General features: G+C 68.0%; 19 protein-coding genes. 6 read left to right on the forward strand and 13 right to left on the reverse strand.

Annotated elements, in window-relative coordinates:
- Window positions 1–5: 5 nt before the first annotated feature.
- Together C1O66_RS19215 and apaG are read right to left on the reverse strand one after the other, a co-directional pair.
- Window positions 6–2,045 (reverse strand): site-specific recombinase, encoded by a 2,040-nt coding sequence (locus tag C1O66_RS19215; protein ID WP_341476787.1) that lies wholly within the window; start codon window positions 2,043–2,045, stop codon window positions 6–8.
- On the reverse strand, window positions 2,045–2,419 hold the full coding sequence (gene apaG, locus C1O66_RS19220; protein WP_102769371.1) for a Co2+/Mg2+ efflux protein ApaG: 375 nt from the start codon (window positions 2,417–2,419) through the stop codon (window positions 2,045–2,047). The genes C1O66_RS19215 and apaG overlap by 1 nt, the downstream gene beginning before the upstream one ends.
- Before the next feature lie 102 nt (window positions 2,420–2,521).
- Here apaG and C1O66_RS19225 point away from each other — a divergent pair, with 102 nt between their 5' ends.
- Window positions 2,522–3,157: a DNA-3-methyladenine glycosylase I gene (locus C1O66_RS19225; protein ID WP_102769372.1), complete on the forward strand. Its 636-nt coding sequence runs from the start codon at window positions 2,522–2,524 to the stop codon at window positions 3,155–3,157.
- 701 nt (window positions 3,158–3,858) lie between these two features.
- Here C1O66_RS19225 and C1O66_RS19230 read toward each other — a convergent pair.
- The 3 genes from C1O66_RS19230 to C1O66_RS19240 all read right to left on the reverse strand — a co-directional run bounded on the left by C1O66_RS19230 (window position 3,859) and on the right by C1O66_RS19240 (window position 6,553).
- Window positions 3,859–4,311, reverse strand: a complete 453-nt coding sequence (locus tag C1O66_RS19230; protein ID WP_102769373.1) for a fasciclin domain-containing protein — start codon at window positions 4,309–4,311, stop codon at window positions 3,859–3,861.
- Window positions 4,312–4,366: 55 nt separating this feature from the next.
- The gene (locus C1O66_RS19235; RefSeq protein WP_102769374.1) at window positions 4,367–5,320 is read right to left on the reverse strand and encodes a fasciclin domain-containing protein; all 954 of its coding nucleotides are present in this window, start codon (window positions 5,318–5,320) and stop codon (window positions 4,367–4,369) included.
- A gap of 171 nt (window positions 5,321–5,491) precedes the next feature.
- Window positions 5,492–6,553, reverse strand: a complete 1,062-nt coding sequence (locus C1O66_RS19240) for a fasciclin domain-containing protein (protein WP_102769375.1) — start codon at window positions 6,551–6,553, stop codon at window positions 5,492–5,494.
- A gap of 237 nt (window positions 6,554–6,790) precedes the next feature.
- Between C1O66_RS19240 and C1O66_RS19245 the strand changes: the two genes are divergently transcribed.
- The 4 genes from C1O66_RS19245 (at window position 6,791) to C1O66_RS19260 (ending at window position 9,331) form a co-directional block, all read left to right on the forward strand.
- Window positions 6,791–7,441, forward strand: coding sequence for a TetR/AcrR family transcriptional regulator (locus C1O66_RS19245; protein WP_102769376.1), 651 nt, complete (start codon window positions 6,791–6,793; stop codon window positions 7,439–7,441).
- Between the two features lie 172 nt (window positions 7,442–7,613).
- Window positions 7,614–8,027 (forward strand): VOC family protein, encoded by a 414-nt coding sequence (locus C1O66_RS19250; protein ID WP_102769377.1) that lies wholly within the window; start codon window positions 7,614–7,616, stop codon window positions 8,025–8,027.
- A 117-nt stretch (window positions 8,028–8,144) separates the two neighbouring features.
- Window positions 8,145–8,831: a ribulose-phosphate 3-epimerase gene (gene rpe, locus C1O66_RS19255; RefSeq protein WP_102769378.1), complete on the forward strand. Its 687-nt coding sequence runs from the start codon at window positions 8,145–8,147 to the stop codon at window positions 8,829–8,831.
- Window positions 8,832–8,836: 5 nt separating this feature from the next.
- Window positions 8,837–9,331: a low molecular weight protein-tyrosine-phosphatase gene (locus tag C1O66_RS19260; protein WP_102769379.1), complete on the forward strand. Its 495-nt coding sequence runs from the start codon at window positions 8,837–8,839 to the stop codon at window positions 9,329–9,331.
- Window positions 9,332–9,361: 30 nt separating this feature from the next.
- Here C1O66_RS19260 and C1O66_RS19265 read toward each other — a convergent pair whose 3' ends face one another.
- From C1O66_RS19265 to C1O66_RS19295, 7 genes are all read right to left on the reverse strand, one after another.
- Window positions 9,362–9,796, reverse strand: a complete 435-nt coding sequence (locus tag C1O66_RS19265) for a response regulator (RefSeq protein WP_102769380.1) — start codon at window positions 9,794–9,796, stop codon at window positions 9,362–9,364.
- 137 nt (window positions 9,797–9,933) lie between these two features.
- Window positions 9,934–10,989: an alkene reductase gene (locus tag C1O66_RS19270; protein ID WP_102769381.1), complete on the reverse strand. Its 1,056-nt coding sequence runs from the start codon at window positions 10,987–10,989 to the stop codon at window positions 9,934–9,936.
- A gap of 111 nt (window positions 10,990–11,100) precedes the next feature.
- Window positions 11,101–14,217: an efflux RND transporter permease subunit gene (locus C1O66_RS19275; RefSeq protein WP_102769382.1), complete on the reverse strand. Its 3,117-nt coding sequence runs from the start codon at window positions 14,215–14,217 to the stop codon at window positions 11,101–11,103.
- Window positions 14,218–14,219: 2 nt separating this feature from the next.
- Window positions 14,220–15,533, reverse strand: a complete 1,314-nt coding sequence (locus tag C1O66_RS19280; protein ID WP_102769383.1) for an efflux RND transporter periplasmic adaptor subunit — start codon at window positions 15,531–15,533, stop codon at window positions 14,220–14,222.
- 113 nt (window positions 15,534–15,646) lie between these two features.
- Window positions 15,647–16,597, reverse strand: a complete 951-nt coding sequence (locus C1O66_RS19285) for a pseudouridine-5'-phosphate glycosidase (protein ID WP_102769384.1) — start codon at window positions 16,595–16,597, stop codon at window positions 15,647–15,649.
- A complete protein-coding gene (locus C1O66_RS19290; RefSeq protein WP_102769385.1) occupies window positions 16,594–17,724 on the reverse strand; it encodes a PfkB family carbohydrate kinase in 1,131 nt (376 codons plus the stop codon). The genes C1O66_RS19285 and C1O66_RS19290 overlap by 4 nt, the downstream gene beginning before the upstream one ends.
- Window positions 17,725–17,842: 118 nt before the next feature.
- The gene (locus tag C1O66_RS19295; protein ID WP_102769386.1) at window positions 17,843–18,175 is read right to left on the reverse strand and encodes a hypothetical protein; all 333 of its coding nucleotides are present in this window, start codon (window positions 18,173–18,175) and stop codon (window positions 17,843–17,845) included.
- Window positions 18,176–18,420: 245 nt separating this feature from the next.
- On the opposite strand from C1O66_RS19295, the gene gph reads away from it, so the two are divergent.
- Window positions 18,421–19,092, forward strand: a complete 672-nt coding sequence (gene gph / locus C1O66_RS19300) for a phosphoglycolate phosphatase (protein ID WP_102769387.1) — start codon at window positions 18,421–18,423, stop codon at window positions 19,090–19,092.
- Here gph and C1O66_RS19305 read toward each other — a convergent pair.
- Entirely contained in the window at window positions 19,064–19,705 is a 642-nt protein-coding gene (locus tag C1O66_RS19305) for a chalcone isomerase family protein (RefSeq protein WP_102769388.1), read from the reverse strand. The genes gph and C1O66_RS19305 overlap by 29 nt on opposite strands.
- Between the last annotated feature and the right edge of the window lie 114 nt (window positions 19,706–19,819).

Here is a 19,819-nt window from a genome sequence, read left to right on the forward strand (position 1 = left end):
GGCGCTCAGTCCTTGGGCGGCAGGAAGAAGCTGCGCGGCTGCGCCCGGAAGCGCTGCCAGATCGAGCGGCGCAGCAAGGCCTGGTCGGCCAGCTGAATGCCGCGTGAGCGCAGCGCCACACGCAGGGCCAGGTAGAAGCTGACGCCCAGGTTCAGCACACCGGTCAGCGCGATGCCGGCCACGCACCACCAGAACGCCGGCTGCTGCAGCACCTCAAATCCCAGCGCACCCACGGCCGCGGCCAGCTGGCCGGTGGACAGGGTCACGTGGCGCACCTCGATGGGCAGGCCGATGAAGGACAGCAGGGCCGGCACCAGGCCCAACATCAGGCCCAGCGAGATATTGGCCGCCAGGCCCGAGACATTGCCGCGCCACCAGGCCGCCCAGCGCTGCGCACGCGCCTGGCCCAGGCGGGCGATCAGTCCTGGGTTCCAGGCGATGGCGGCGTCCACGCGGTGCAGCACGAACCAGTTTTCCACCCAGCCGGCGATCAGGCTGCTGGCGAACAGCAGCACGCCGGTGAAGGCCGCGAACAGGGGCGAGGGGCCGAGCAGGCTGAGCGAATGCAGCACGTAGTGCGCATTCTTTTCGCCCACCAGGGGCGCGCCCATCACGAGGCCGCTGAGCAGCTGCACGCCCAGCACCACCGGCGCCACCACGGCCAGATTGCCCAGGATGCCGGCGATCTGCGAGCGCAGCAGATGCGCTACCTCATCGACAAAGCTGCTCAGGCCCTCCGGCGTGTTGATGTGCTGCAGCTTGGCGGCCATGGCCGGCGCCGTCATGGCCGGCTGCTTGGTGGCCACCGTCCAGTGCAGCAGGTGGATGATGACGAAGCTGGCGGCGTAGTTCACGCCCGACCAGAAGCCGGCCCAGAAGGCGGTCAGGCCCAGGGCCATGACCATGAATTTGGCGAAGGTGGTGCCGGCGATGATGGCGCCGCCGCCGGCCGCGTGGCGCAGCATCTGGCGGTAGTCCTCGCGGCTGCGGGTGATGTAGTGCTCGCCGGTCTCGGCGCTGCGCTCGGCCACCTTGCGGGCCAGCAGCGAGTAGTGGTGCGAGAACAGGGTGCGGATGCTGCGCCGCTCATGGCCCACGCGCACCAGGCCGGCCAGCAGCCGGGCCAGCTCGCGCGGGCTTTGCTCGGCGCCCAGGCAGTCCAGCAAGGCCTCGATGCGCTGCACGCGCGCCAGCATCTGCTCCACGGCAAAGACGATGTCCACCGACACGCCGTAGGCCTCCAGATGCTCAGGCACGCTGGCCGCAGCGCGCTGGCAGACATCGAGCAGGGCGCGCAGCAGCTGCAGGGCCTGGCCGCTGCGCGCCGCGTCGCCGCTGCGCAGGGCCTGGATCAGCTGGTCGCAGGCGCCGGCCAGTTGTTCAAACGGTTGATCGGCCAGCAGCTCGGAGCTCATGCGCTTGCGCAAGGGGCCCGAGAGACCGGCCGCGCGCACGCTGCTTACCAGAACGGTCAGGCCGCGCAGCATGGCTTCGCGCCACTGCGGCTTGGTGTCGGGCGCGGCGCTGGTCTCGCTGGCGGCGGGCAGGGCCGGGTTCAGCAGGGCGGCCAGGCGCTGCAGCAGGGGCTCGTCCAGGGCCAGCAGCCATTGCTCATCGCTGTCTTCGGGGAAGAGCAGGCCGAACAGCTCGGCCAGATCGCGGGTGTCGGCCGTGCGCGGCAGCAGGCGCTGCTGCAGGCGGTGCTGGAACTCGGCCCAGAGCGCCACACGCGGCGCAAAGCCGACGTCGGCGAACAGGCCGCTGGCGTCGATGTCGCGCCAGATCGAGTTGAGCAGCAGGCGCACCGCCTGAGCATGCTCGGGGTTGCGCTCCAGCACATTGAGCAGGTGCTTGAGCCGCAGCACGGGCAGCAGGCTGCTGCCGCTGCGCTCGCGTTCTTCTTCGCGGCTGGGCGGGTGGCGCAGCCATTCGAGCAGCCGGGCCAGCCAGAGATTGCGTGCGGCCAGTTCGGCGCGCGGATCGGCGGCGTTGAGCAGGGCGGTCAGGTCCCAGCTCGGCGCGCGGCGCAGCGAGCCCCCCATCATCAATGCAGGGCGCCGCTTTCGGCGAGCAGGAACTCGGGCACCTCGGCGTAGAACACTTCGGCGTTCTCGGTGGCGCAGAGGAAGCGGCCGCGCATGCTGCCTTGCGGCGTGGCGATCTGCGCCCAGGAGCTGTACTGGAAGCTCTGGCCCGGTGCCAGCAGGGGCTGGTGGCCCACGACCGCCAGGCCATGGACTTCCTGCTCATGGCCGCGGGCATCAACGATGTGCCAATGCCGGCCGATCAGCTGGGCGCTGATGTCGCCGGTGTTCTCGATCGTGATCGTGTAGCTGAAGGCGTACAGGTCTTGCGCGACATCGGTCTGTTCGGGCAGGACTTGCACGAGCGCGGAGCATTTGAACTGAGGCTTGGGCATGCGGCCGATTCTAGGTTGTCCCTCTGGCCGGGGCGCTATGCTGCGACCCAAGCCCTTGTGTTCGGGCGGCCTTGGTCTTTTTGCCTCTTCTTCGCCACCGTCATGACCCCGCAACAAACCCTGTATCTGCCGGCCGATGGCTGGCCCCGCTGCCGCTGGTGCGCCGCTGCGCCCGGTGATGCCGTCTATCTGGAGTACCACGACAGCGAGTGGGGCTTTCCTGTCGCCGATGACCGCCGCCTGTTCGAGAAGCTCTGCCTGGAGGGCTTTCAGTCGGGCCTGTCCTGGCGCACCATCCTCAACAAGCGTGAGGCCTTTCGCGCCGCCTTTGCCAACTTCGAGATCGAGCGCATGGCCCGTTTCGGCCCGGCCGATGTCGAGCGTCTGTTGCAGGACGCCGGCATCGTGCGCCACCGCGGCAAGATTGAGGCGGTGATCCATAACGCCGCCCGCGCACGGGAGCTGGTGGCCGAGCAGGGCTCGCTCGCGCGCTACATCTGGGGCTTCGAACCCAGCCACCATGCCGAGCCCGTGCCGGGCGAAATCGCCACCGAGTCCGACGCTTCACGCGCCTTGTCCAAGGACTTGAAAAAACGCGGCTGGAAGTTTGTCGGCCCGACCACCATGTACGCCTTCCTGCAATCCATGGGTCTGATCAACGACCATGCGCCGGGATGCATCACGCGCGAGAAGGTGGCGGCGGCGAGGGCGAAGTTTCGCTCGCCGGCGGGTGGATGAAAGCGGCACATTGCGGACTTCCGCTGTCTTGATGGATCTTTCTCGCTGCGGTGTCTCGGCCCGCCGCCGGGCTCATGGTTCGCGGGTCGGCTCTTCGAGCCGACTCCCCTCGCTGCTCACTGCGCGGCTCAGCGGCGCCAAACTCCCTCCGTTCGCTGCGCTCACTGTGGTCAAACAGTGGCGCCGAGTCAGCGCTTGAAGCGCGCGGGTACGCGCGCCTGATCCGCTCCGCTGCGCCCTCGGCCGCGCACAAATCGCCCGTCGGCGGGTCGAGCCACCTCCGGAGGTGGCGTGTTCCACCGTTGATGAGGCACATCGACCGCGATGCAAGCGCCCTGCAGCCCGTGCCGCTGCCGGGCGATTTGTGCCGGGCCGAGCAGCACAGCGCCTCGGGGCGCGCGCGTACCCGCGCGCTTCAAGTTCTGACTTGGCGCTTCTGTCTGAACGAAGCGAACGCAGGGAGCGGAGTGAGTTATGCGCCAGCCCCGAGGCGCGAGCAGCGCAGGGAAGTCGGCCCGACAGGGCCGACCCCGGAACCATGAGCCCGGTGGCGGCACGGGCTGCAGGGCCTTCCGAGCAAACCCAAGGGCTGCTTCGTGCCGCAACCAGCCTCACGTCAAAGCACAGCGCGCGAGCCAAGAAAACAAGAAGCCGCCAGGGTGCTCTCGCACCGCTGGCGGCTGGGCGGGCGAATTGCCCGCTTACTTGGGCATGATCACGCTGTCGATGACGTGGATCACGCCGTTGTCAGCGGCGATGTCGGTGGCGGTGACCTTGGCCTTGTCGACCGTGACGCCGCCCGTGGTGCCGATGGTCAGCTCACTGCCTTGCACGGTCTTGACCTTGCCGGCCTTGACGTCCTTGGCCATGACCTTGCCCGGCACGACGTGGTAGGTCAGCACGGCGGTCAGCTTGGCCTTGTCCTTCAGCAGGGCTTCCAGATCGGCCTTGGGCACCTTGGCGAAGGCTTCGTCGGTCGGGGCGAAGACGGTGAAGGGGCCCTTGCCCTTGAGCGTGTCGACCAGACCGGCCGCTTGCAGGGCGGTGGCCAGGGTCTTGAAGTTGCCGGCGGCGACCGCGGTGTCGACGATGTCCTTGGCTTGGGCAGACAGGGCGCTCAGGCTCAGGGCGGTGATGGCGATGAAGTGCTTCATGGGTTTCCTTGATGGGTGGGTGAACAGGTGAACGGGTGAATTGGTGAACGGGGGCTCACTGCTTGGGCAGGATGACCTTGTCGATCAGGTGAACGACGCCGTTGCTGGTCATCACGTCGGTGGCGGTGATGCGGGCTTTGCGGCCGTTGCGGTCGGTGATGTCGAGGTTGGCGTCCACCGTCAGGCTCTCGCCTTGCACGGTGTTGACGGCGGTACCGATCGCCACATCGGCCTTGAGCACGCGGCCCGAAATCACGTGGTAGGTCAGCACCTTGGTGAGCAGCGGCTTGTTGGCCAGCAGTTCGGCCTTGGTGACGCCCAGCTCGGTCAGCAGCGCGGCGAAGGCCGCGTTGGTCGGTGCGAAGACGGTGAAGGGTCCGGTGCCGCTGAGGGTGGCGCCCAGGTCGGCGGCGACCACGGCTTCGACCAGTATGCTCAGATCGGGCGTGGCGATCGCCGTTTCCACCAGGTTCTTGTTGGCGGGCAGGATCACTTTGTCGATCACGTGGATCAGGCCGTTGCTGCCAGCCACATCGGTGGCGGTGATCTTGGCCTTGCGGTTGCGGCCGTCGGTGATCACCAGGTCACTGGCCACGGCATCGACCTTGAAGATGCCGCCCTGCACGGTGGTGATCGCCTTGCCGGCTGGCACCGCGGCTTTGGCGACGCGGGCGGGCAGCACGTGGTAGGTCAGCACCGTCTTGAGCAGGTCTTTGTTGGCCAGCAACTGTTCCTTGGTGACGCCCAGCTCGGCCAGCAGGGCGGCGAAGGCGTCGTTGGTTGGCGCAAAGACGGTGAAGGGGCCGGCGCCCGACAAGGTGGTGGCCAGGTCGGCGGCGACCACCGCTTCGACCAGGATGCTGAAGCGCGCATCGGCCTTGGCCACGTCGACCAGGGTCGGTTCCGGCTTGGGTGGCGGTGCAGGGTCATCGCCGCCGCCGCAGGCGCTCAGCATCAGGGCGGCAGAGCCCAGCAGGATCCAAGGTTTCAGCCAATTGATGAGGGACATCGTTGTGCTCCTGACTTGAATTGAACAAAAGAGAGGTTGAGGAACGAGGGCAAAGCCCGTGCGAGAGACAAGCAGCAAGACAGGCAGGCTCACGCCCACCCGGCCGCGCCTGGAGGGCACGGCTGGAGAGAACAAAGGGAAAGTGAAGGAGAACCGGGTGTGGCGCCGGCCTCAGTGCGCGTGGCTGCGCGGCGCGCAAGGCGGCGCTCGCCAGAGCGGCAGCGGGATCGCCGTCAGCTTGTCGGCGGCAGCGCTGGCTTCGTGTTCGTCCTGCAGCGAGGGCGGGATCAGCAGCTGCTCCACCTGATGCAAGCGGCCGTTGCGGGCAATCTGGTCACTGCTGGGCAGCAGGGGCTGGAGCTGTTCGCCTTCGCCCAGCAGGCCCAGGGCACTGAAACTCAAGGCCTCGCCGGCCGCGGTGCGCAACTGGCCGCCCCAGGGCAAATCGCTCTCGGGGCAGTCACCCGGCAGCAGGTGTTGCAGCAAGACCTGGCGCAGCAGCTCCGGCTGGCGCGCCAGCTCGCGCTCGCGCAGGCCCAGCCGCGGGGCCAGGCGTGCCATGCCGGCGTTGCTGGGCGCGAGCACCGTGAAGGGGCCGCTGCCGGCCAGCAGGGCGTCCAGGCCAGTGCTGCACAGGGCGGCCAGGAAATCGCGGTGCTCGGGGTTCTGGGCGAGCAGATCCAGCAGGCCCTGCGTCGCTGGCTGCAACACCCGGTCGATCACATGCAGATGGCGCTGCGGCCCGGTTTGGCGGCTGCTCAGCAGCTGGGCGCGGCGGCCGCGGGCGTCGAGCAGGGCAGGCGCTGCCAGGCTGTCGGAGGCGGGGGCCAGGCGCAGGGCATGGGCGCCCAGGGTGTCCAGCGCCGCGCCGCGGTGGCTGCGCAGTGCTTGCGCTGTGCAGGGCTGGGGCAACACATGACCGAGCAGCCAGCGGCGCAGGGCGACGCGGTCTTCGCAGAACGCGGCCCAGTTGCTGCCGCTTTGCTCCAACTCGGCCTCGAAGGCGGCAAAGGCGGTGTCCTCGGGCACCAGCAGGCTGAGCTGGCCCTGGCTGGCAGTCGGGTCCAGCGCGTGCTCCATGCCGGCCAGATGCACCGCGGCGCGCCAGCGATCGAGGCGCGGTGCCTCAACCGGGGCCGAAGGGCGCGGCGACACGCAGGCGCTGTCGCGGGGCAGCAGCTCGCTGCGTGCCATGCGTGCCAGGCGGGTGGGATCGATGAGCCAGTTCAACATGGGTGGATCTCCGTGGGCTGTCTTGGGCTCTTGGGCGGCCTTGACGATGGAATGGGCGAAGGTCTTGGCGAGTGCGCTCGGTGCGAGCCCCGTGTTGCCAGGGAGTGCTGCACCGCTTGGGATGAAATGTGAACTGGGTAGTTCACAAAGTCAACCGTTGCGTTTAAAAAGTTACGAATTCGGATGTTTGGAAACGGCGCTGTCGTTTCCGCGGCCGATGGCGCCTAGAATCGCGTCATGGCAAAAGTCTCTTTTCGCGAACAAGTGTTGCAAGTGCGTGAGGACGCCATCGTGGCCTCCGTCAATCGCTTGCTGGCCGAAAAAGGGTTTGACCTGATGACGGTGGACGAGGTGGTGGCCGATGTCGGCATCGCCAAAGCCAGCCTCTACAAGCACTTCTCGTCCAAGGAAGAACTGGCCGCCGCCGCCATGGTGCGCGTGCTGGATCTGGCCCTGGCCGAGGTGGAGCGCCTGCGCCAGCAGCCTGCGGCGCCGTTGGAACAGCTGCGCGCCGTGGCCCGCTGGACCATGCAGGTGCAGCTGGCGGGCGAGATGCCCTCGCTGCCCTCGCAGAACTCGACGCTGCGCGCCGCCCTGGTGGCGCACAAGGGCTATATGGATCGGCTGCTGCGCCTGTCCGACCTGCTGGGCGAGTGGATCGAAGCCGGCCAGGCCGACGGCAGCCTGCGCGCCGAGCTGCCGCCCGAGGTGCTGCTCTACACCTTGTTTGCTCGCGCCTGCGACCCAGTGCTGGGCCTGCTCAAGGCCGCCGGCCAGTACAGCGACGCGCAGATCATCGACATCCTGCTGCTCAGCTGCTTCGGCGGCCTGTCCACCGGGCAGGAAGCGCAAGCGGCTGCCGCCACCAAGCGGGTGCGCAAGGCCTGAGCGATTGCAGGGGGGGCGGCTCGCCGGCCCCGTGACCGGGTCGGCAATCGCCCCGGAGTCCATGGCACAGGCCGTTAGGCCTATTGCTGGGTTTGCTGTATGAATATACAGTATCTAGTACCCGGCTGATGCGCAGCCAGGCCCCCCCAAACCCTTTGCCAGGAGCCAAGCCATGCTGGACCACATGACCTTCCGCGTGCGTGACATCGCCCAAGCCAAAGCCTTTTACGCCGCCGCGCTGGCGCCGCTGGGCTACACCCTGGCGCTGGAGGGCAATTTCGGCGCCAACATCGTCGGCTTCGGCCATCCGGATTCCAGCGAGCCCGAGGGCAAGCGCACCGATGTCTGGTTCATCGACGGCCCGTCGCCCTACGGCGGCCCGGAGGCGACCATGGGCTGCCACCTTTGCTGGCGCGCCGCCAGCCGTGCCGAGGTCGATGCCTTCTACGCCGCCGCCATCGCCGCCGGTGGCCGCGACAACGGCGCGCCGGGCCTGCGCCCGCATTACCACCCGAACTACTACGGGGCCTTCGTCATCGACCCCGAGGGCAACAATATCGAGGCGGTCTGCCACCGCCCCGAGTGAGGCGGCGGGCCGGGCGCGTCAGCGTGCTGTCCGGGGCTGAAACCGGCCCAGGCGCCGGGGGCTTCTAAAATCGCCGCTCATCCGCCCCACCGAGCGCCCGCGCGCCAGCAGCCAGCCATGAGCACCCCCCAATACCGCATCGCCCCGAGCATCCTGTCCGCCGATTTCGCCCGCCTGGGCGAGGAGGTCCGCCATGTGCTGGCCGCCGGTGCCGACTGGATCCACTTTGACGTGATGGACAACCATTACGTGCCCAATCTGACCTTCGGGCCCATGGTCTGCGAGGCGCTGCGCAAGCATTCGGTCAAGCCCGATGGCACGCCCGCGCCCATCGATGTGCATCTGATGGTCGAGCCGGTCGATGCCCTGGCCGTGGCCTTTGCCAAGGCCGGCGCCGATCTGGTGAGTTTCCACCCCGATGCCTCCAAGCATGTGGACCGCACCCTGCAACTGATCAAGGCCGAGGGCAAGCAGGCCGGTCTGGTCTTCAACCCGGCCGAGCCGCTGGATGTGCTCGAGTGGGTGATCGACAAGGTCGATCTGATCCTGATCATGAGCGTCAACCCCGGCTTCGGCGGCCAGAGCTTCATCCCCAGCGCACTCAGAAAGCTGGAGGCCGCGCGCAAGATCATCGACAAGAGCGGCCGAGACATCCGACTGGAAATCGACGGCGGCGTCAAGGTCGACAACATCCGCCAGATCGCCGATGCTGGCGCCGACACCTTTGTCGCCGGCTCGGCCATCTTCGGCAAGCCCGACTACAAGGCCGTGATCGACGCCATGCGCGCCGAACTCGCGCGCTGATCGCCGTGCCCGCCGTTCTCTTCGTCTGCACAGCCAATCTGTGCCGCTCGCCCATGGCCGAGGCGCTGCTGAAGGCCCGCCGGGCCGGCTTTGGCCCGGGCGGCGAGGCGGCGTTTGCCGATGTGGCCTCGGCGGGCGTGCATGCAGGCTCGCGCGGCGAGCCGGCCGACAAGCGGGCGATCGCAGCGCTGGAGCGCGTGCGCCTGGGGATCGACAAGAAGTGGCGCACGCGCCGGATTCGGGCCGAGGATTTCCAGCGTTATGAGCTGATCCTGGCAATGGAAAACGACCATCTGGTGGCCCTGCGCAAGCAATGCCCGCCCGAGCTGCAGCACCGCCTGCATCTGTTCATGGACCTGGTGCCCGGTATGGCCGGCCAGGACGTGCCCGACCCTTACTTTGGCCCGGCCAGCGGTTTTGATCAGGTGTTGATGCTGCTGGAGCGTGGCCTGGTGACCTTGGGTCAGGCCTGGCGCAAAGGGGCGCTGCCGCGCGCCTGAGCAGGCGGCCGGCCGAGTCGGGCCTGCAACTTACTCGACCATGACGTGGCGGTTCTTCAGGACCAGATGAATCTTGTCGCCGATGGTGTCCTTGTTGAAAGGCTTGACCACATAGCCGCTGGCTCCCAGCTGGGCGGCGCGGATGATGTCTTCCTTGCGGCCCTCGGCCGTGACCAGCAGCACCGGCACCTGGCGCAGCACGGAACCTTCGGGTTTCTGGCGCAGGGCTTCCAGCAGCTGGAAGCCGTTCATCACCGGCATATTGATGTCGCTGAGCACAAAGTGCACCGGTTCGCCCGATTCGGCCGCCAGTTCCAGGGTGCGCAGCGCGACCTGGCCGTCCTCGGCCTCCATGATCTTGCGAAAGCCCAGCTCGCGCAGCAGGCCCGAGATGATGCGGCGCATGGTCGAGAAATCGTCCACCACCAGAAAACAGAAATCGTCGCGTTTGATCGTCGTGACCATGCCGGGCCATCCTCCGTCGTGTCCCGCCATCCTACCCAGTGGCACACGAGCCCGCCTCCAAACACAGCGGGCAGCCCGAAGGCTGCCCGCAAATGTGTGGAGTTTGGCTCAGCTCAGCGCGAGCGCCGGAGCCTCACTCAGAGCGTCGGGTAGTCCGTGTAGCCCTTGGCGCCCGGGGTGTAGAAGGTGCTGGGGTCCGGTGCATTGAGGGCGGCGCCGGCCTTGAGGCGGGCCGGCAGGTCCGGGTTGGCCAGGAAGCTGGTGCCGAAGGCCACCGCATCCAGCTGGCCCGCCTCGATGGCCTGGCTCGCTTCTTCACCGCTGTAGCCCATATTTCCGATCAGCACGCCCTGGTACTTGGCGCGGGCCACGGGCATCACATCGGCTTTCTGCACCTGGAAGAAGTCGGCGCGCATGACGTGCAGGTATGCCAGCTTGTAGGCGCTGACCTTCTCGGACAGGAAGCCGATCCAGCCTACGGGATCGCTGTCGACCATGCTGTTGTAGCTGTTCAGCGGCGACAGGCGCAGGCCCACGCGATCAGCGCCGATGGCGGCCGTCACGGCATCCAGCACCTCGAACAGGAAGCGGGCGCGGTTCTCCAGCGAGCCGCCGTAGGCGTCGCTGCGCTTGTTGACGCCATCGCGCAGGAACTGGTCGATCAGGTAGCCGTTGGCACCGTGCACTTCGACGCCGTCAAAGCCAGCGGCGATGGCATTGCGCGCGCCCTGGGCATAGGCCTCGACCAGGGCCGGAATCTCATCGGCGCGCAGCTCGCGCGGCTGGGCATTGGGCTCCTTGCCATTGGGCGTGTGCACCTCGCCGTCGATGGCGACCGATCCTGAGGACACCGGCGTGGTGCCCTCGTTCATGGCCGGGTGAGCGGCGCGGCCGGCGTGCCAGATCTGCATGAAGATGCGGCCGCCCTTGGCGTGCACGGCGGCGGTGACCTGCTTCCAGGCTTCGATCTGCTCGGCGTTGTAGATGCCGGGCTCATTGATGAAGGCCGAGGTGTTGGGGGCCACCATGGTGCATTCGGTGATCAGGAGGCCACCGCTGGCGCGCTGGGCGTAGTACTCGGCCATCAGCGCATTGGGCATGTGGCCGGCGTCGGCGCGCGTGCGCGTCAGCGGGGCCAGCAGGATGCGGTTGGGCAGGGGCAGGGCGCCGACTTGGAGGGGAGAGAAAAGCATGGCTGTGTTCAGTGGGTTGGCGCTGCGCCGGACAGCAAGTGCGAGAAGTTAGCACCGCAGCAAAAAACTTGCAGCAGCGCGCGCGCCGAATTTGCGCTAGCGCAAACGGCTTCAGCTCGGCTGGACATGGGAGGCTGCAGCGCTGTCCTCGATGACCCGGGTGTCCGGGCCTTTGCCGCTGAAACGGTCCAGGGCCAGGTAGATCACCGGCGTGATGTAGAGCGTCACCGCCTGCGACAGGATCAGGCCGCCGACCACGGCCAGGCCCAGGGGCTGGCGCAGCTCGGCGCCGGCGCCCAGGCCCAGGGCGATGGGCAGGGCGCCCATCAAGGCGGCCAGGGTGGTCATCATGATGGGGCGGAAACGCAGGATGCAGGCCTCGCGGATGGCCTGGGCCGGGCTCATGCCGCCGTGGCGCTGCGCCTCCAGCGCGAAGTCGATCATCATGATGGCGTTCTTCTTGACGATGCCGATCAGCATCAGGATGCCGATGGTGGCGATCAGCGTCAGGTCCATGCCGAACAGCTCCAGCGTGATCAGCGCGCCCACGGCCGCCGAGGGCAGGCCGGCCAGGATGGTGATGGGGTGGATGTAGCTCTCGTAGAGCACGCCCAGCAGCACATAGATCACCGCAATCGCCAGGCCGATCAGCAGCAGCTGCCCACCTTGCGAATCCTGGAACACCGCGGCATCACCGCCGTAGCTGGTGATGATGCTGGCCGGCAGCTGGATCTCCTTGACATAGCCATCCAGCTTGGCCGTGGCATTGCCCAGGGGCACATCGGGCGCCAGATTGAAGGACAGGGTGATGGCTTGCAGCTGCCCCTGGTGGTTGACCGAGGTGGGCCCCAGGCCGCGCTGCACGCTGGCAAAGGCCGTCAGCGGCACCAAGGCGCCGCCCTTGCCGCGCAGATAGATCTTGCCAAAGGCCTCTTCGTTCAGGCGCTCGCTGTCGGCTGCCTCCATGATGACCTGGAAGGTGTTGCTCTCGGCATAGATGCTGCTGACCTGGCGCTCGCCGAAGGCGGCGTAGAGCGCGCTGCGCAGGTCCTGCATCTGCACGCCCAGCAGGGCGGCGCGTTCGCGGTCGATGATGAGATTGGCCTGCAGGCCGCGCAGCTGGGAATCGCTGGTCACATCGCGGAACATGGGGTCGCCGCGCAGCTTCTCCTGCAGCTTGCTGGCCCAGCTGTTCAGCTCACCCGTCGCCACCGATTGCAAGCTGAACTGGTAGCGGCTCTTGCTTTGCCGCCCGCCCAGCTGCAGGTTCTGCACCGGGCGCAGGTAGACGGCTAGGCCGGGCACGGCGCGCAGCTTCTTGCGCAGGCCCTCGACCACCTCTTTCATCGGCGGGCGCTCGCCGCGTGCTTTCAAGTTGATGAACATGCGGCCGGTGTTGACCGCATTGCCGCCGCCACCGCCGGCGCCCAGCGCCGCCGAGACGCTGGCCACGGCCGGGTCCTTGCGCACGATCTCGGCGGCCTGCTCCTGCAGCACCTGCATGGCGTTGAAGGAGATGTCCTCGGAGGCCTCGGTGCTGGCCTGGATCTGGCCGATGTCTTCCTCGGGGAAAAAGCCTTTGGGAATGCGGTCGTACAGCCAGGCGCTGGCAGCAAAGCTCAGCAGGGCCACGCCCAGCACCCAGCGGCGGTGGCGCAGGGCGGCGTCCAGGCTGCGGGTGTAGGCGCCCAGCACGGCGTTGAAGCCGCGCTCGAACAGGCGGCCGAAGCGGCCTTCCTCCTGCGGCTCGTGGTGGCGCAGGAATCGGCTGCAGAGCATGGGCACCAGGCTCAGCGAGACCACGGCCGAGACCAGGATGGACAGGCTGACCACCACCGCGAACTCGTGGAAGAGCAGGCCGATCACGCCGGGCATGAAGAAGATGGGGATCAGCACCGCCACCAGCGATATCGAGATCGAGACGATGGTGAAGGCCATCTCGCGCGCGCCGCGCACGGCGGCTGCAAACGGCTCCATGCCGTCCTCGACATGGCGGACGATGTTCTCCAGCATGACGATGGCGTCGTCAACCACCAGACCCACGGCCAGGGTGATGCCCAGCAACGAGATGTTGTTCAGGCTGTAGCCCAGGGCGTAGAGCAGGGTCAGGGCGCCGATCAGCGAGATCGGCAGCGACAGGGTCGGGATCAGCGTCGCCACCGCCTTGCGCAGAAAGATGAAGATCACCATCACCACCAGGGCCACGGTCAGGGCCAGGGTGAAGTAGACATCGTGCAGCGATTCGCGCACCGAGAGCGAGCGGTCGTTCAGCGTGCTCATCTGCACCGAGGCCGGCAGCTGGGCCTGGAAGCGCGGCAGCATGGCCTTGACCGCATCGACCACCTTGACCGTGTTGGCATCGGGCTGGCGCTGCACGGCCAGGGTGATGGAGCGCTCGCCGTTGAAGCTGGCGAAGGATTTGACCGTTTCGAAGCTGTCCTGCACCTCGGCCACATCACGCAGAAAGATCGGTGCGCCGTTGCGGCTGGCGACGACGATGGCGCCGAACTCGCGCGCATTCTTGAGCTGCTTGTTGGCCTGGATGGTCAGGGTCTGGCGCGTGCCGTCGAGCACGCCCACCGGGGTGTTGGCATTGGCGCCGCGGATCGCGGTCTGCAGCTCTTCCAGCGTCAGGTTGCGCTGCTGCAGCAGCTCGGGCTTGACCTTGATGCGCACCGCATAGCGCTTCTGTCCAAAGATGGAGACTTGCGCCACGCCGTCCAGCGTGGATAGGGCCGGGGTGATCAGGTTCTCGGCAAAATCGTTCAGCTCGGACAGGTTGATCGAGGGCGAGGTCAGCGCCACCAGCAGCACCGGCGCATCGGCCGGGTTGACCTTGCGGTAGCTGGGCGGCGAGCTCATCTCGGTGGGCAGGGCGCGCAGCGAGCGGAACAGCGCCGCCTGCACGTCCACCGCAGCCGCATCGATATTGCGCGAAGGGTCGAACTCCAGGGTCAGCGAGGTCGAACCCAGGATGCTGCTGGAGGAGATCGCGTTCAAGCCCGCGATGGTGGAGAACTGCTTTTCCAGCGGCAGGGCCACCGACGAGGCCATGGTCTCGGGCGAGGCACCGGGCAGGCTGGCCTGCACATTGATGACCGGCGTGTTGTAGGAGGGCAGGGCGGCCACTGGGATCTTGCTCCAGGCCGCCAGGCCGGCGATCACCAGGGCGAGATTGAGCAGCACGGTCATGACCGGCCGGCGGATGAAGGCTTCCGTCAGGCGCATGCTCAGGCTCCGGCGGCGGATGCACTGGACGCAGCGGAGGCCGCAGAAGCCGCCGCCCCGCGTTTGCCGCCTCCACTCTGGGCCGGGTTCAGCTGGGCCGGCTGGGTCTTGAGCGGCGTGCCGGGGCGCAGGTTTTGCTTGCCTTCCACCACCACGCTGTCGCCGGCCTTCAGTCCTTCGACCACCACCCAGTCACCGAAGGGGTAGCGGGTCTGCACCGGGCGCATCTCGGCGCTCTTGTCGGCGCCCACCACGTAGACGGAGCGCTCGTTGCCGCGCTGGATGATGGCCGCCTGCGGCACCACCACCGCGTCCTTGATCGTGCGCAGCGTCATGCGGATGCGCACGTACTGGCCGGGCCAGAGCGTCTGCTGGCTGTTGTCGAACTCGGCCCGTACCTTGATCGTGCCGGTGCTGCTGTCGACGAGGTTGTCGACAAAGCCGAGCTTGCCCTTCAGGGGTTGTTCCTTGGCCGCTTGCTCACTGCCCCCGCGCGCGCTGGGCATCAGCAGCTGGGCATCCAGTGCGGGCGGGTTCTTCTCGCCCGGCGCGGCGCGCGTGGCCGCCAGCAGGGGTGCCAGCTGGGTTTCCGGCAGGTTGAAGCTCACGCCGATGGGGTTCATCTGCACGATGCTGAGCAGGGGCGTGGCCGCCGCACTGCCGCCTTGCACCAGGCTGCCGGGGTTGACGCTGATCAGGCCGACGCGGCCGTCCATGGGTGCGCGCAGCTCGTTGTAGCCCAGGCTCAATTCAGCCGTTCTCAGCGCGGCCTCGTCGGCCTGCACGGCGGCGCGTTGCGCTTCCACCGCGGCCTGGCTGCTGTCCAGGGCGCTGGGGGCGATGAAGTTCTGGGCGCGCAGCTCCTGGGCGCGCTTGTACTGGCGCTCGGCATCGGCCAGGCTGGCGCGGTCGCGGGCCAGCTGGGCGCGGGCGCGCTCGACATTGGCCCGGTCCGGCCGGTCGTCGAAGCGGAACAAGACCTGACCCCGGCGCACCGTGTCGCCGTCCTTGATCAGCACCTCGCGCACCACGCTGCTGGTCTGGGCGCGCAGGTCCACGGTCTTGAGCGAGGCCACGGTGCCGCTGGCTTCCACCGTTACCGGCACGTCCTGCAGGCGGGCGGCCATGACGCCCACGGTTTGCGGCGGGCTCTTGCTGCTGGAGCTGCCGGCTGCGCCGCTGGCCGCGGAAGCGGGGTTGGCAGGCGCCGCGCTGTCGACGCCTGGGTTTGATTTCTTGTGCTGCTGGAGGTACCAGCCGCCGCCGGCCAGGCTCAGCAGGACGACGGTGCTCAGGGCGATGGGCTTGAGGCGCATTTCTTGTTCGCTTTCGGCGCAGGCACCCAGGCAGGGTGCGCTGTGGGAGGGGTGCCGAAGCTTAAGCGATCAAGAAATGGCCTGTATTGCTGCTCCGTGAACGGGCCCGGGCTTCAGGCCAGGGCTTGCATGGCGCGGGCGAGCTGCGCACCGACACGGGCGTTGTTCTTCACCAGGGCGATGTTGGTGGCCAGGCTGCGGCCTTCGGTCAGGGCTTTGATGCGCGCCAGCAAGAAGGGCGTGACGGCTTTGCCCGTGATGCCTTGCGCCTCGGCCTCCTGCAGGGCTTGGGCGGTGATGGCGTCGATTTCCTCGCGCGGCATGGCTTCGGCCGCTGGCACCGGGTTGCTCACGACCACGCCGCCGCGCAGGCCGAGGTCCCATTTGCAGCGCAGGAAGCGGGCCTGCTCGGCGGCGCTGTCGAGGCGGAAGTCGGCCTTGAAGCCGCTGTCCGGCGTGTAGAAAGCGGCGAAGTGGTCCTGGCCCACGCTGAGCACGGGCACGCCGTGGGTTTCCAGGTATTCCAGGGTCAGGCCGATGTCCAGAATGCTCTTGGCGCCGGCACAGACCACGGCCACCGAGGTCTGGGCCAGCTCCTGCAGATCAGCCGAGATGTCGAAGCTGGTCTCGGCGCCGCGGTGCACGCCGCCGATGCCGCCGGTCACGAAGACCTCGATGCCGGCCAACTCGGCGCAGATCATGGTGGCCGCCACGGTGGTGGCGCCGATGCGGCCGCTGGCCAGCACAAAGGGCAGGTCACGGCGGCTGACCTTCATCGCCTCGGGTGAGCGGCCCAGCAGCTCCAGCTCGGCGTCCGAGAGGCCGATGCGGATCTTGCCGTCCAGGATGGCGATGGTGGCCGGCACGGCGCCCTCGGCGCGGATGAGGGCCTCCACCTCGCGCGCGGTCTGCACGTTCTGCGGGTAAGGCATGCCGTGCGAAATGATGGTGGACTCCAGGGCCACCACGGGCTGGCCGGCGGCGCGCGCGGCGGCCACTTCGGCGGAGAAGACCAGGAAATCGGCGGAGGGGGTGGTGCGGGCGGTACGGGGGGAGGGGTTCATGCGTGTGGCTTCGTGAAGTCTTCTGGCTCTTGCAGCAGCGCGGGGCTGAGCTCGGGGTGAACGGTGTGGGGGCTTTGCACGGTCAAGGCCGCCAGGCGCAGGCCCAGGCGGCAGGCGCTGGCCAGGCTGGCTTCGGCCTGCAGCAGGCCGGCGCAGACGCCGGCGGCCAGGGCATCACCGGCGCCGGTGACATCGCAGACCGGCACGGCCGGGGCGCGCAGATGCTGCGGGGCCTGGCCGGCCTCGCTGCAGATCAAGCCGGCCTCGCCCAGGCTCAGCACCAGCTGGGGCAGGCCACGGGCATGGAGCTCGGCCAGGGCCGGGGCCAGGGCGGGCAGGGGCTGCTGCGGGTCGTGGGCGGGCAGGGCGTGGCCGAGCAGGGCCGCCAGCTCGCCGCGGTTCAGCAGCAAGGTCGTCAAGCCCTGCAGCTGGGCCGGCAGGTGGCGCATCTTGGCCTCGGAGACCGCCACGGCCAGCAGGCGCCGGCCCGGGTTTTCCTGCGCTTCGCGCAGCAGCAAGGCGATGCTCTCGGCCGGCAGATTGAGGTCCAGCACGATCATCCGCGCCTGCTGGCGCTGGGCGCAGCTGCGGCGCAGAAACTCCGGGTCCAGGCGCTCGGCCAGGGGCATGGCCGCGAGGGCCAGCTGCATTTCGCCGGCCGCATCGAGCACGGCGGTGTAGCTGCCCGTCGGTGCGTCCGCCGCGCGCAGCGTGCCCTGGGTGGACATGCCCACCGCCGTCGCTTGCGCCAGCAAGGCCTGGCCAGCGGCGTCCTCGCCCACGGCGGTGATCAGCTGGGTGGGCAGGCCCAGGCGGGCCAGGTTCTCGGCCACATTGCGCGCCACGCCGCCCAGGCTTTCGCTCATCACGGCCGGGTTGGAGCTGCCCATCTGCAGCGCGCCCAGGGTGCGCAGCTTGCGGTCGATGTTGGCGCCACCGATGCACAGGACCGGCGCCTGCTGCGGCAGCACATAGGCCCGGCCGAGGATGCGGCCCTCGCGCGTCAGCGCCGCGATATGCCCGGCCACGGCCGAGCGTGACAGGCCCAGGCGCTCGCCCAGCGCCTGCTGGCCGATGAAGGGGTCTTGCTGCAGCAATGCCAGCAGCAGCTCTTTTTTGCTGTCCATGCCTGCATTCTAGACAAATGTCGAGAATGCAAACTATTGTCTGGACGGCAACAGGGTGGGCCTCAGGCCCATCGAACTGCGCGGCACGCAAGCCGGTTGGGGCCGGGTGGGCAGATGCTCAGTTGGAACACACCCGTTCGCCGTTGCTGCGGGTGATGCAGATTTCACCCGGGCGCTTTTTCTCCTGGCCGCGGTCGCGGTCTTCGTTCTGCTGGCGCACCTGCTGGGCCTGTCGCTCGGTGGACCGCACACGCTCCAGGCAGGCGCCGCGCTCGCTGCTGGGCAGCAGGCTCTGGCAGCGCTCCCGCTCCTGTTCCAGCCGGGTGTCGTAGGCCAGCTCGCCGATGGCCACACAGGCGCTGAGAGGCAAGAGGCACAGGGCCAGGATCAGGCGCGGCAGCGCGGACGGGGTCGTGAGGCGGGGCGCAGGTGTGGGGGCGGGTGTGAACATGGCAGGCGTGTCAGTGCGGGGCAGCGTCGGGTCAGCAAACAGGACGTCGGCCAGTCTGCCAGCGATGCGGCATCGGACCCTGGGTTACGTAAGGAGTGCCGCGGGATGCACCTGCGGGTCCGTCATGCCAGCGAATGTGCTCCCGCCATCGCGCAGCGAGGGGCGGGTGTGCCGCCGGGCGATATGCTTGGCGCCCACCTCAATGCCCGCCAGAACCTCGGTTCGCCCAACACCTGCCCGACACCATGAGCCTGATGCCCGATGCCTTCATCCTCGACCTGGACGGCACCCTGGTTGACACCCTCGGTGATTTCGTCGCGGTTCTGAACCGGGTTCTGAACGAACTGGGGCTGCCCGAGGTGCGGCGCGCCTTTGTCGAGCGCACGGTCGGGCAGGGCAGCGAGCATTTGATCCGCAGCACCCTGGACCATGTCGGCGCCGACCCGGCCCAGCTCTACGAACCGGCCTGGGCGCTGTACCAGGCGCATTACCGCGAGCTCAACGGGCAGTTTTCCAAGGTCTACCCCGGCGTGCGTGAGGGTCTGGTGCAGTTGCGTGCGACCGGGCGGCCCATGGCCTGTTTGACCAACAAGCCGGCGGCTTTTGCGCGCGAGTTGCTGGCGCGCAAGCAGCTGTCAGGCTTCTTCGATTTCGTGTTCGGAGGCGATGACTTCGAGCGCAAAAAGCCCGACCCCTTGCCCTTGCTCAAAACCTGCGAAGCGCTGGGCACGGCGCCGGCCCGAACCTGGATGATCGGCGACAGCAGCAACGATGCGCGCGCCGCGGCGGCGGCCGGCTGCCCGGTGCTGCTGCTCAGCTATGGCTACAACCATGGCGAGCCGATCACGGCACTGCCCGCGCTGCAGCACCTGGACCGGCTCGATCAGATCAGCCTCGCTCCCGCAGCGAGCGCTTGACGCCCAGCAGGGCGTCTTTCAGCTGATCGTCGGCGGGCGATTTGCCCAGCCAGATGCGCAGCAGGGCGCTGAAGAACTCGGGCTCCTTGATCGGTGCGCCGATGGGTTTGCCGTTCAGGAAGACGGTGGAGCCGGTGCCGGGCACGTAGTCGATCCAGAAGTATTCGCCCGAGGTCAGGCTCTTGCGGGTGGAGAAGATCTCGGCCACGCGCAGCACGCCGTTGATGGCCTTGCCGAATTCCTCGCGCGAGGCGTTCTGCTCCATGCCCTTGGTGAAGAGCTTGCCGAGCTCGTTGCCATCCACCTCGCGCAGCATGACCAGGTGGATGCGCTTGGCGCCGGGGGCGGCCAAGGCGGCCTCGGCATTGCTGGTCTTCTCGGCCAGATACAGACCGGCGGTGTAGACCTTGAACACGGCCTTGTAGCGGATGCCCGCGCCGTTCAGCTGCAGCTTCTGCCCGCCGATGTCGGCCTGTCCCTCGTACTTCACTCCGGCCAGCTCCACGGTCTGCGCCTGGGCGCTGCCGCCCATGGCGAACAAGAACAGGCCGGCCAGGGCGCTCAAGCCCAGGGCTCGCCGGGAGCGAAGTGAAAATCCTGCTGCGTCACGCATGCGTGTTGTCTCCGTCGTCTTTGTTGTGGTGTCATGCTTCTGCGCGGCGCATCCGCCAGGTAAGCAAAAGTAAGCGGCAGTATGGCTGCAAGCTCAAGACTCTGCCAACGCCTG

It is taken from the genome of Paucibacter aquatile (assembly GCF_002885975.1).
Classification (GTDB): domain Bacteria; phylum Pseudomonadota; class Gammaproteobacteria; order Burkholderiales; family Burkholderiaceae_C; genus Paucibacter_A; species Paucibacter_A aquatilis.

Bases quoted from the DNA above. Each gene is read 5' to 3' on its own strand.
- C1O66_RS19215 (WP_341476787.1), bottom strand. From the start codon at position 2,045: ATGATGGGGGGCTCGCTGCGCCGCGCGCCGAGCTGGGACCTGACCGCC.
- apaG (WP_102769371.1), bottom strand. From the start codon at position 2,419: ATGCCCAAGCCTCAGTTCAAATGCTCCGCGCTCGTGCAAGTCCTGCCC.
- C1O66_RS19225 (WP_102769372.1), top strand. From the start codon at position 2,522: ATGACCCCGCAACAAACCCTGTATCTGCCGGCCGATGGCTGGCCCCGC.
- C1O66_RS19230 (WP_102769373.1), bottom strand. From the start codon at position 4,311: ATGAAGCACTTCATCGCCATCACCGCCCTGAGCCTGAGCGCCCTGTCT.
- C1O66_RS19235 (WP_102769374.1), bottom strand. From the start codon at position 5,320: ATGTCCCTCATCAATTGGCTGAAACCTTGGATCCTGCTGGGCTCTGCC.
- C1O66_RS19240 (WP_102769375.1), bottom strand. From the start codon at position 6,553: ATGTTGAACTGGCTCATCGATCCCACCCGCCTGGCACGCATGGCACGC.
- C1O66_RS19245 (WP_102769376.1), top strand. From the start codon at position 6,791: ATGGCAAAAGTCTCTTTTCGCGAACAAGTGTTGCAAGTGCGTGAGGAC.
- C1O66_RS19250 (WP_102769377.1), top strand. From the start codon at position 7,614: ATGCTGGACCACATGACCTTCCGCGTGCGTGACATCGCCCAAGCCAAA.
- rpe (WP_102769378.1), top strand. From the start codon at position 8,145: ATGAGCACCCCCCAATACCGCATCGCCCCGAGCATCCTGTCCGCCGAT.
- C1O66_RS19265 (WP_102769380.1), bottom strand. From the start codon at position 9,796: ATGGTCACGACGATCAAACGCGACGATTTCTGTTTTCTGGTGGTGGAC.
- C1O66_RS19270 (WP_102769381.1), bottom strand. From the start codon at position 10,989: ATGCTTTTCTCTCCCCTCCAAGTCGGCGCCCTGCCCCTGCCCAACCGC.
- C1O66_RS19275 (WP_102769382.1), bottom strand. From the start codon at position 14,217: ATGCGCCTGACGGAAGCCTTCATCCGCCGGCCGGTCATGACCGTGCTG.
- C1O66_RS19280 (WP_102769383.1), bottom strand. From the start codon at position 15,533: ATGCGCCTCAAGCCCATCGCCCTGAGCACCGTCGTCCTGCTGAGCCTG.
- C1O66_RS19285 (WP_102769384.1), bottom strand. From the start codon at position 16,597: ATGAACCCCTCCCCCCGTACCGCCCGCACCACCCCCTCCGCCGATTTC.
- C1O66_RS19290 (WP_102769385.1), bottom strand. From the start codon at position 17,724: ATGGACAGCAAAAAAGAGCTGCTGCTGGCATTGCTGCAGCAAGACCCC.
- C1O66_RS19295 (WP_102769386.1), bottom strand. From the start codon at position 18,175: ATGTTCACACCCGCCCCCACACCTGCGCCCCGCCTCACGACCCCGTCC.
- gph (WP_102769387.1), top strand. From the start codon at position 18,421: ATGAGCCTGATGCCCGATGCCTTCATCCTCGACCTGGACGGCACCCTG.
- C1O66_RS19305 (WP_102769388.1), bottom strand. From the start codon at position 19,705: ATGCGTGACGCAGCAGGATTTTCACTTCGCTCCCGGCGAGCCCTGGGC.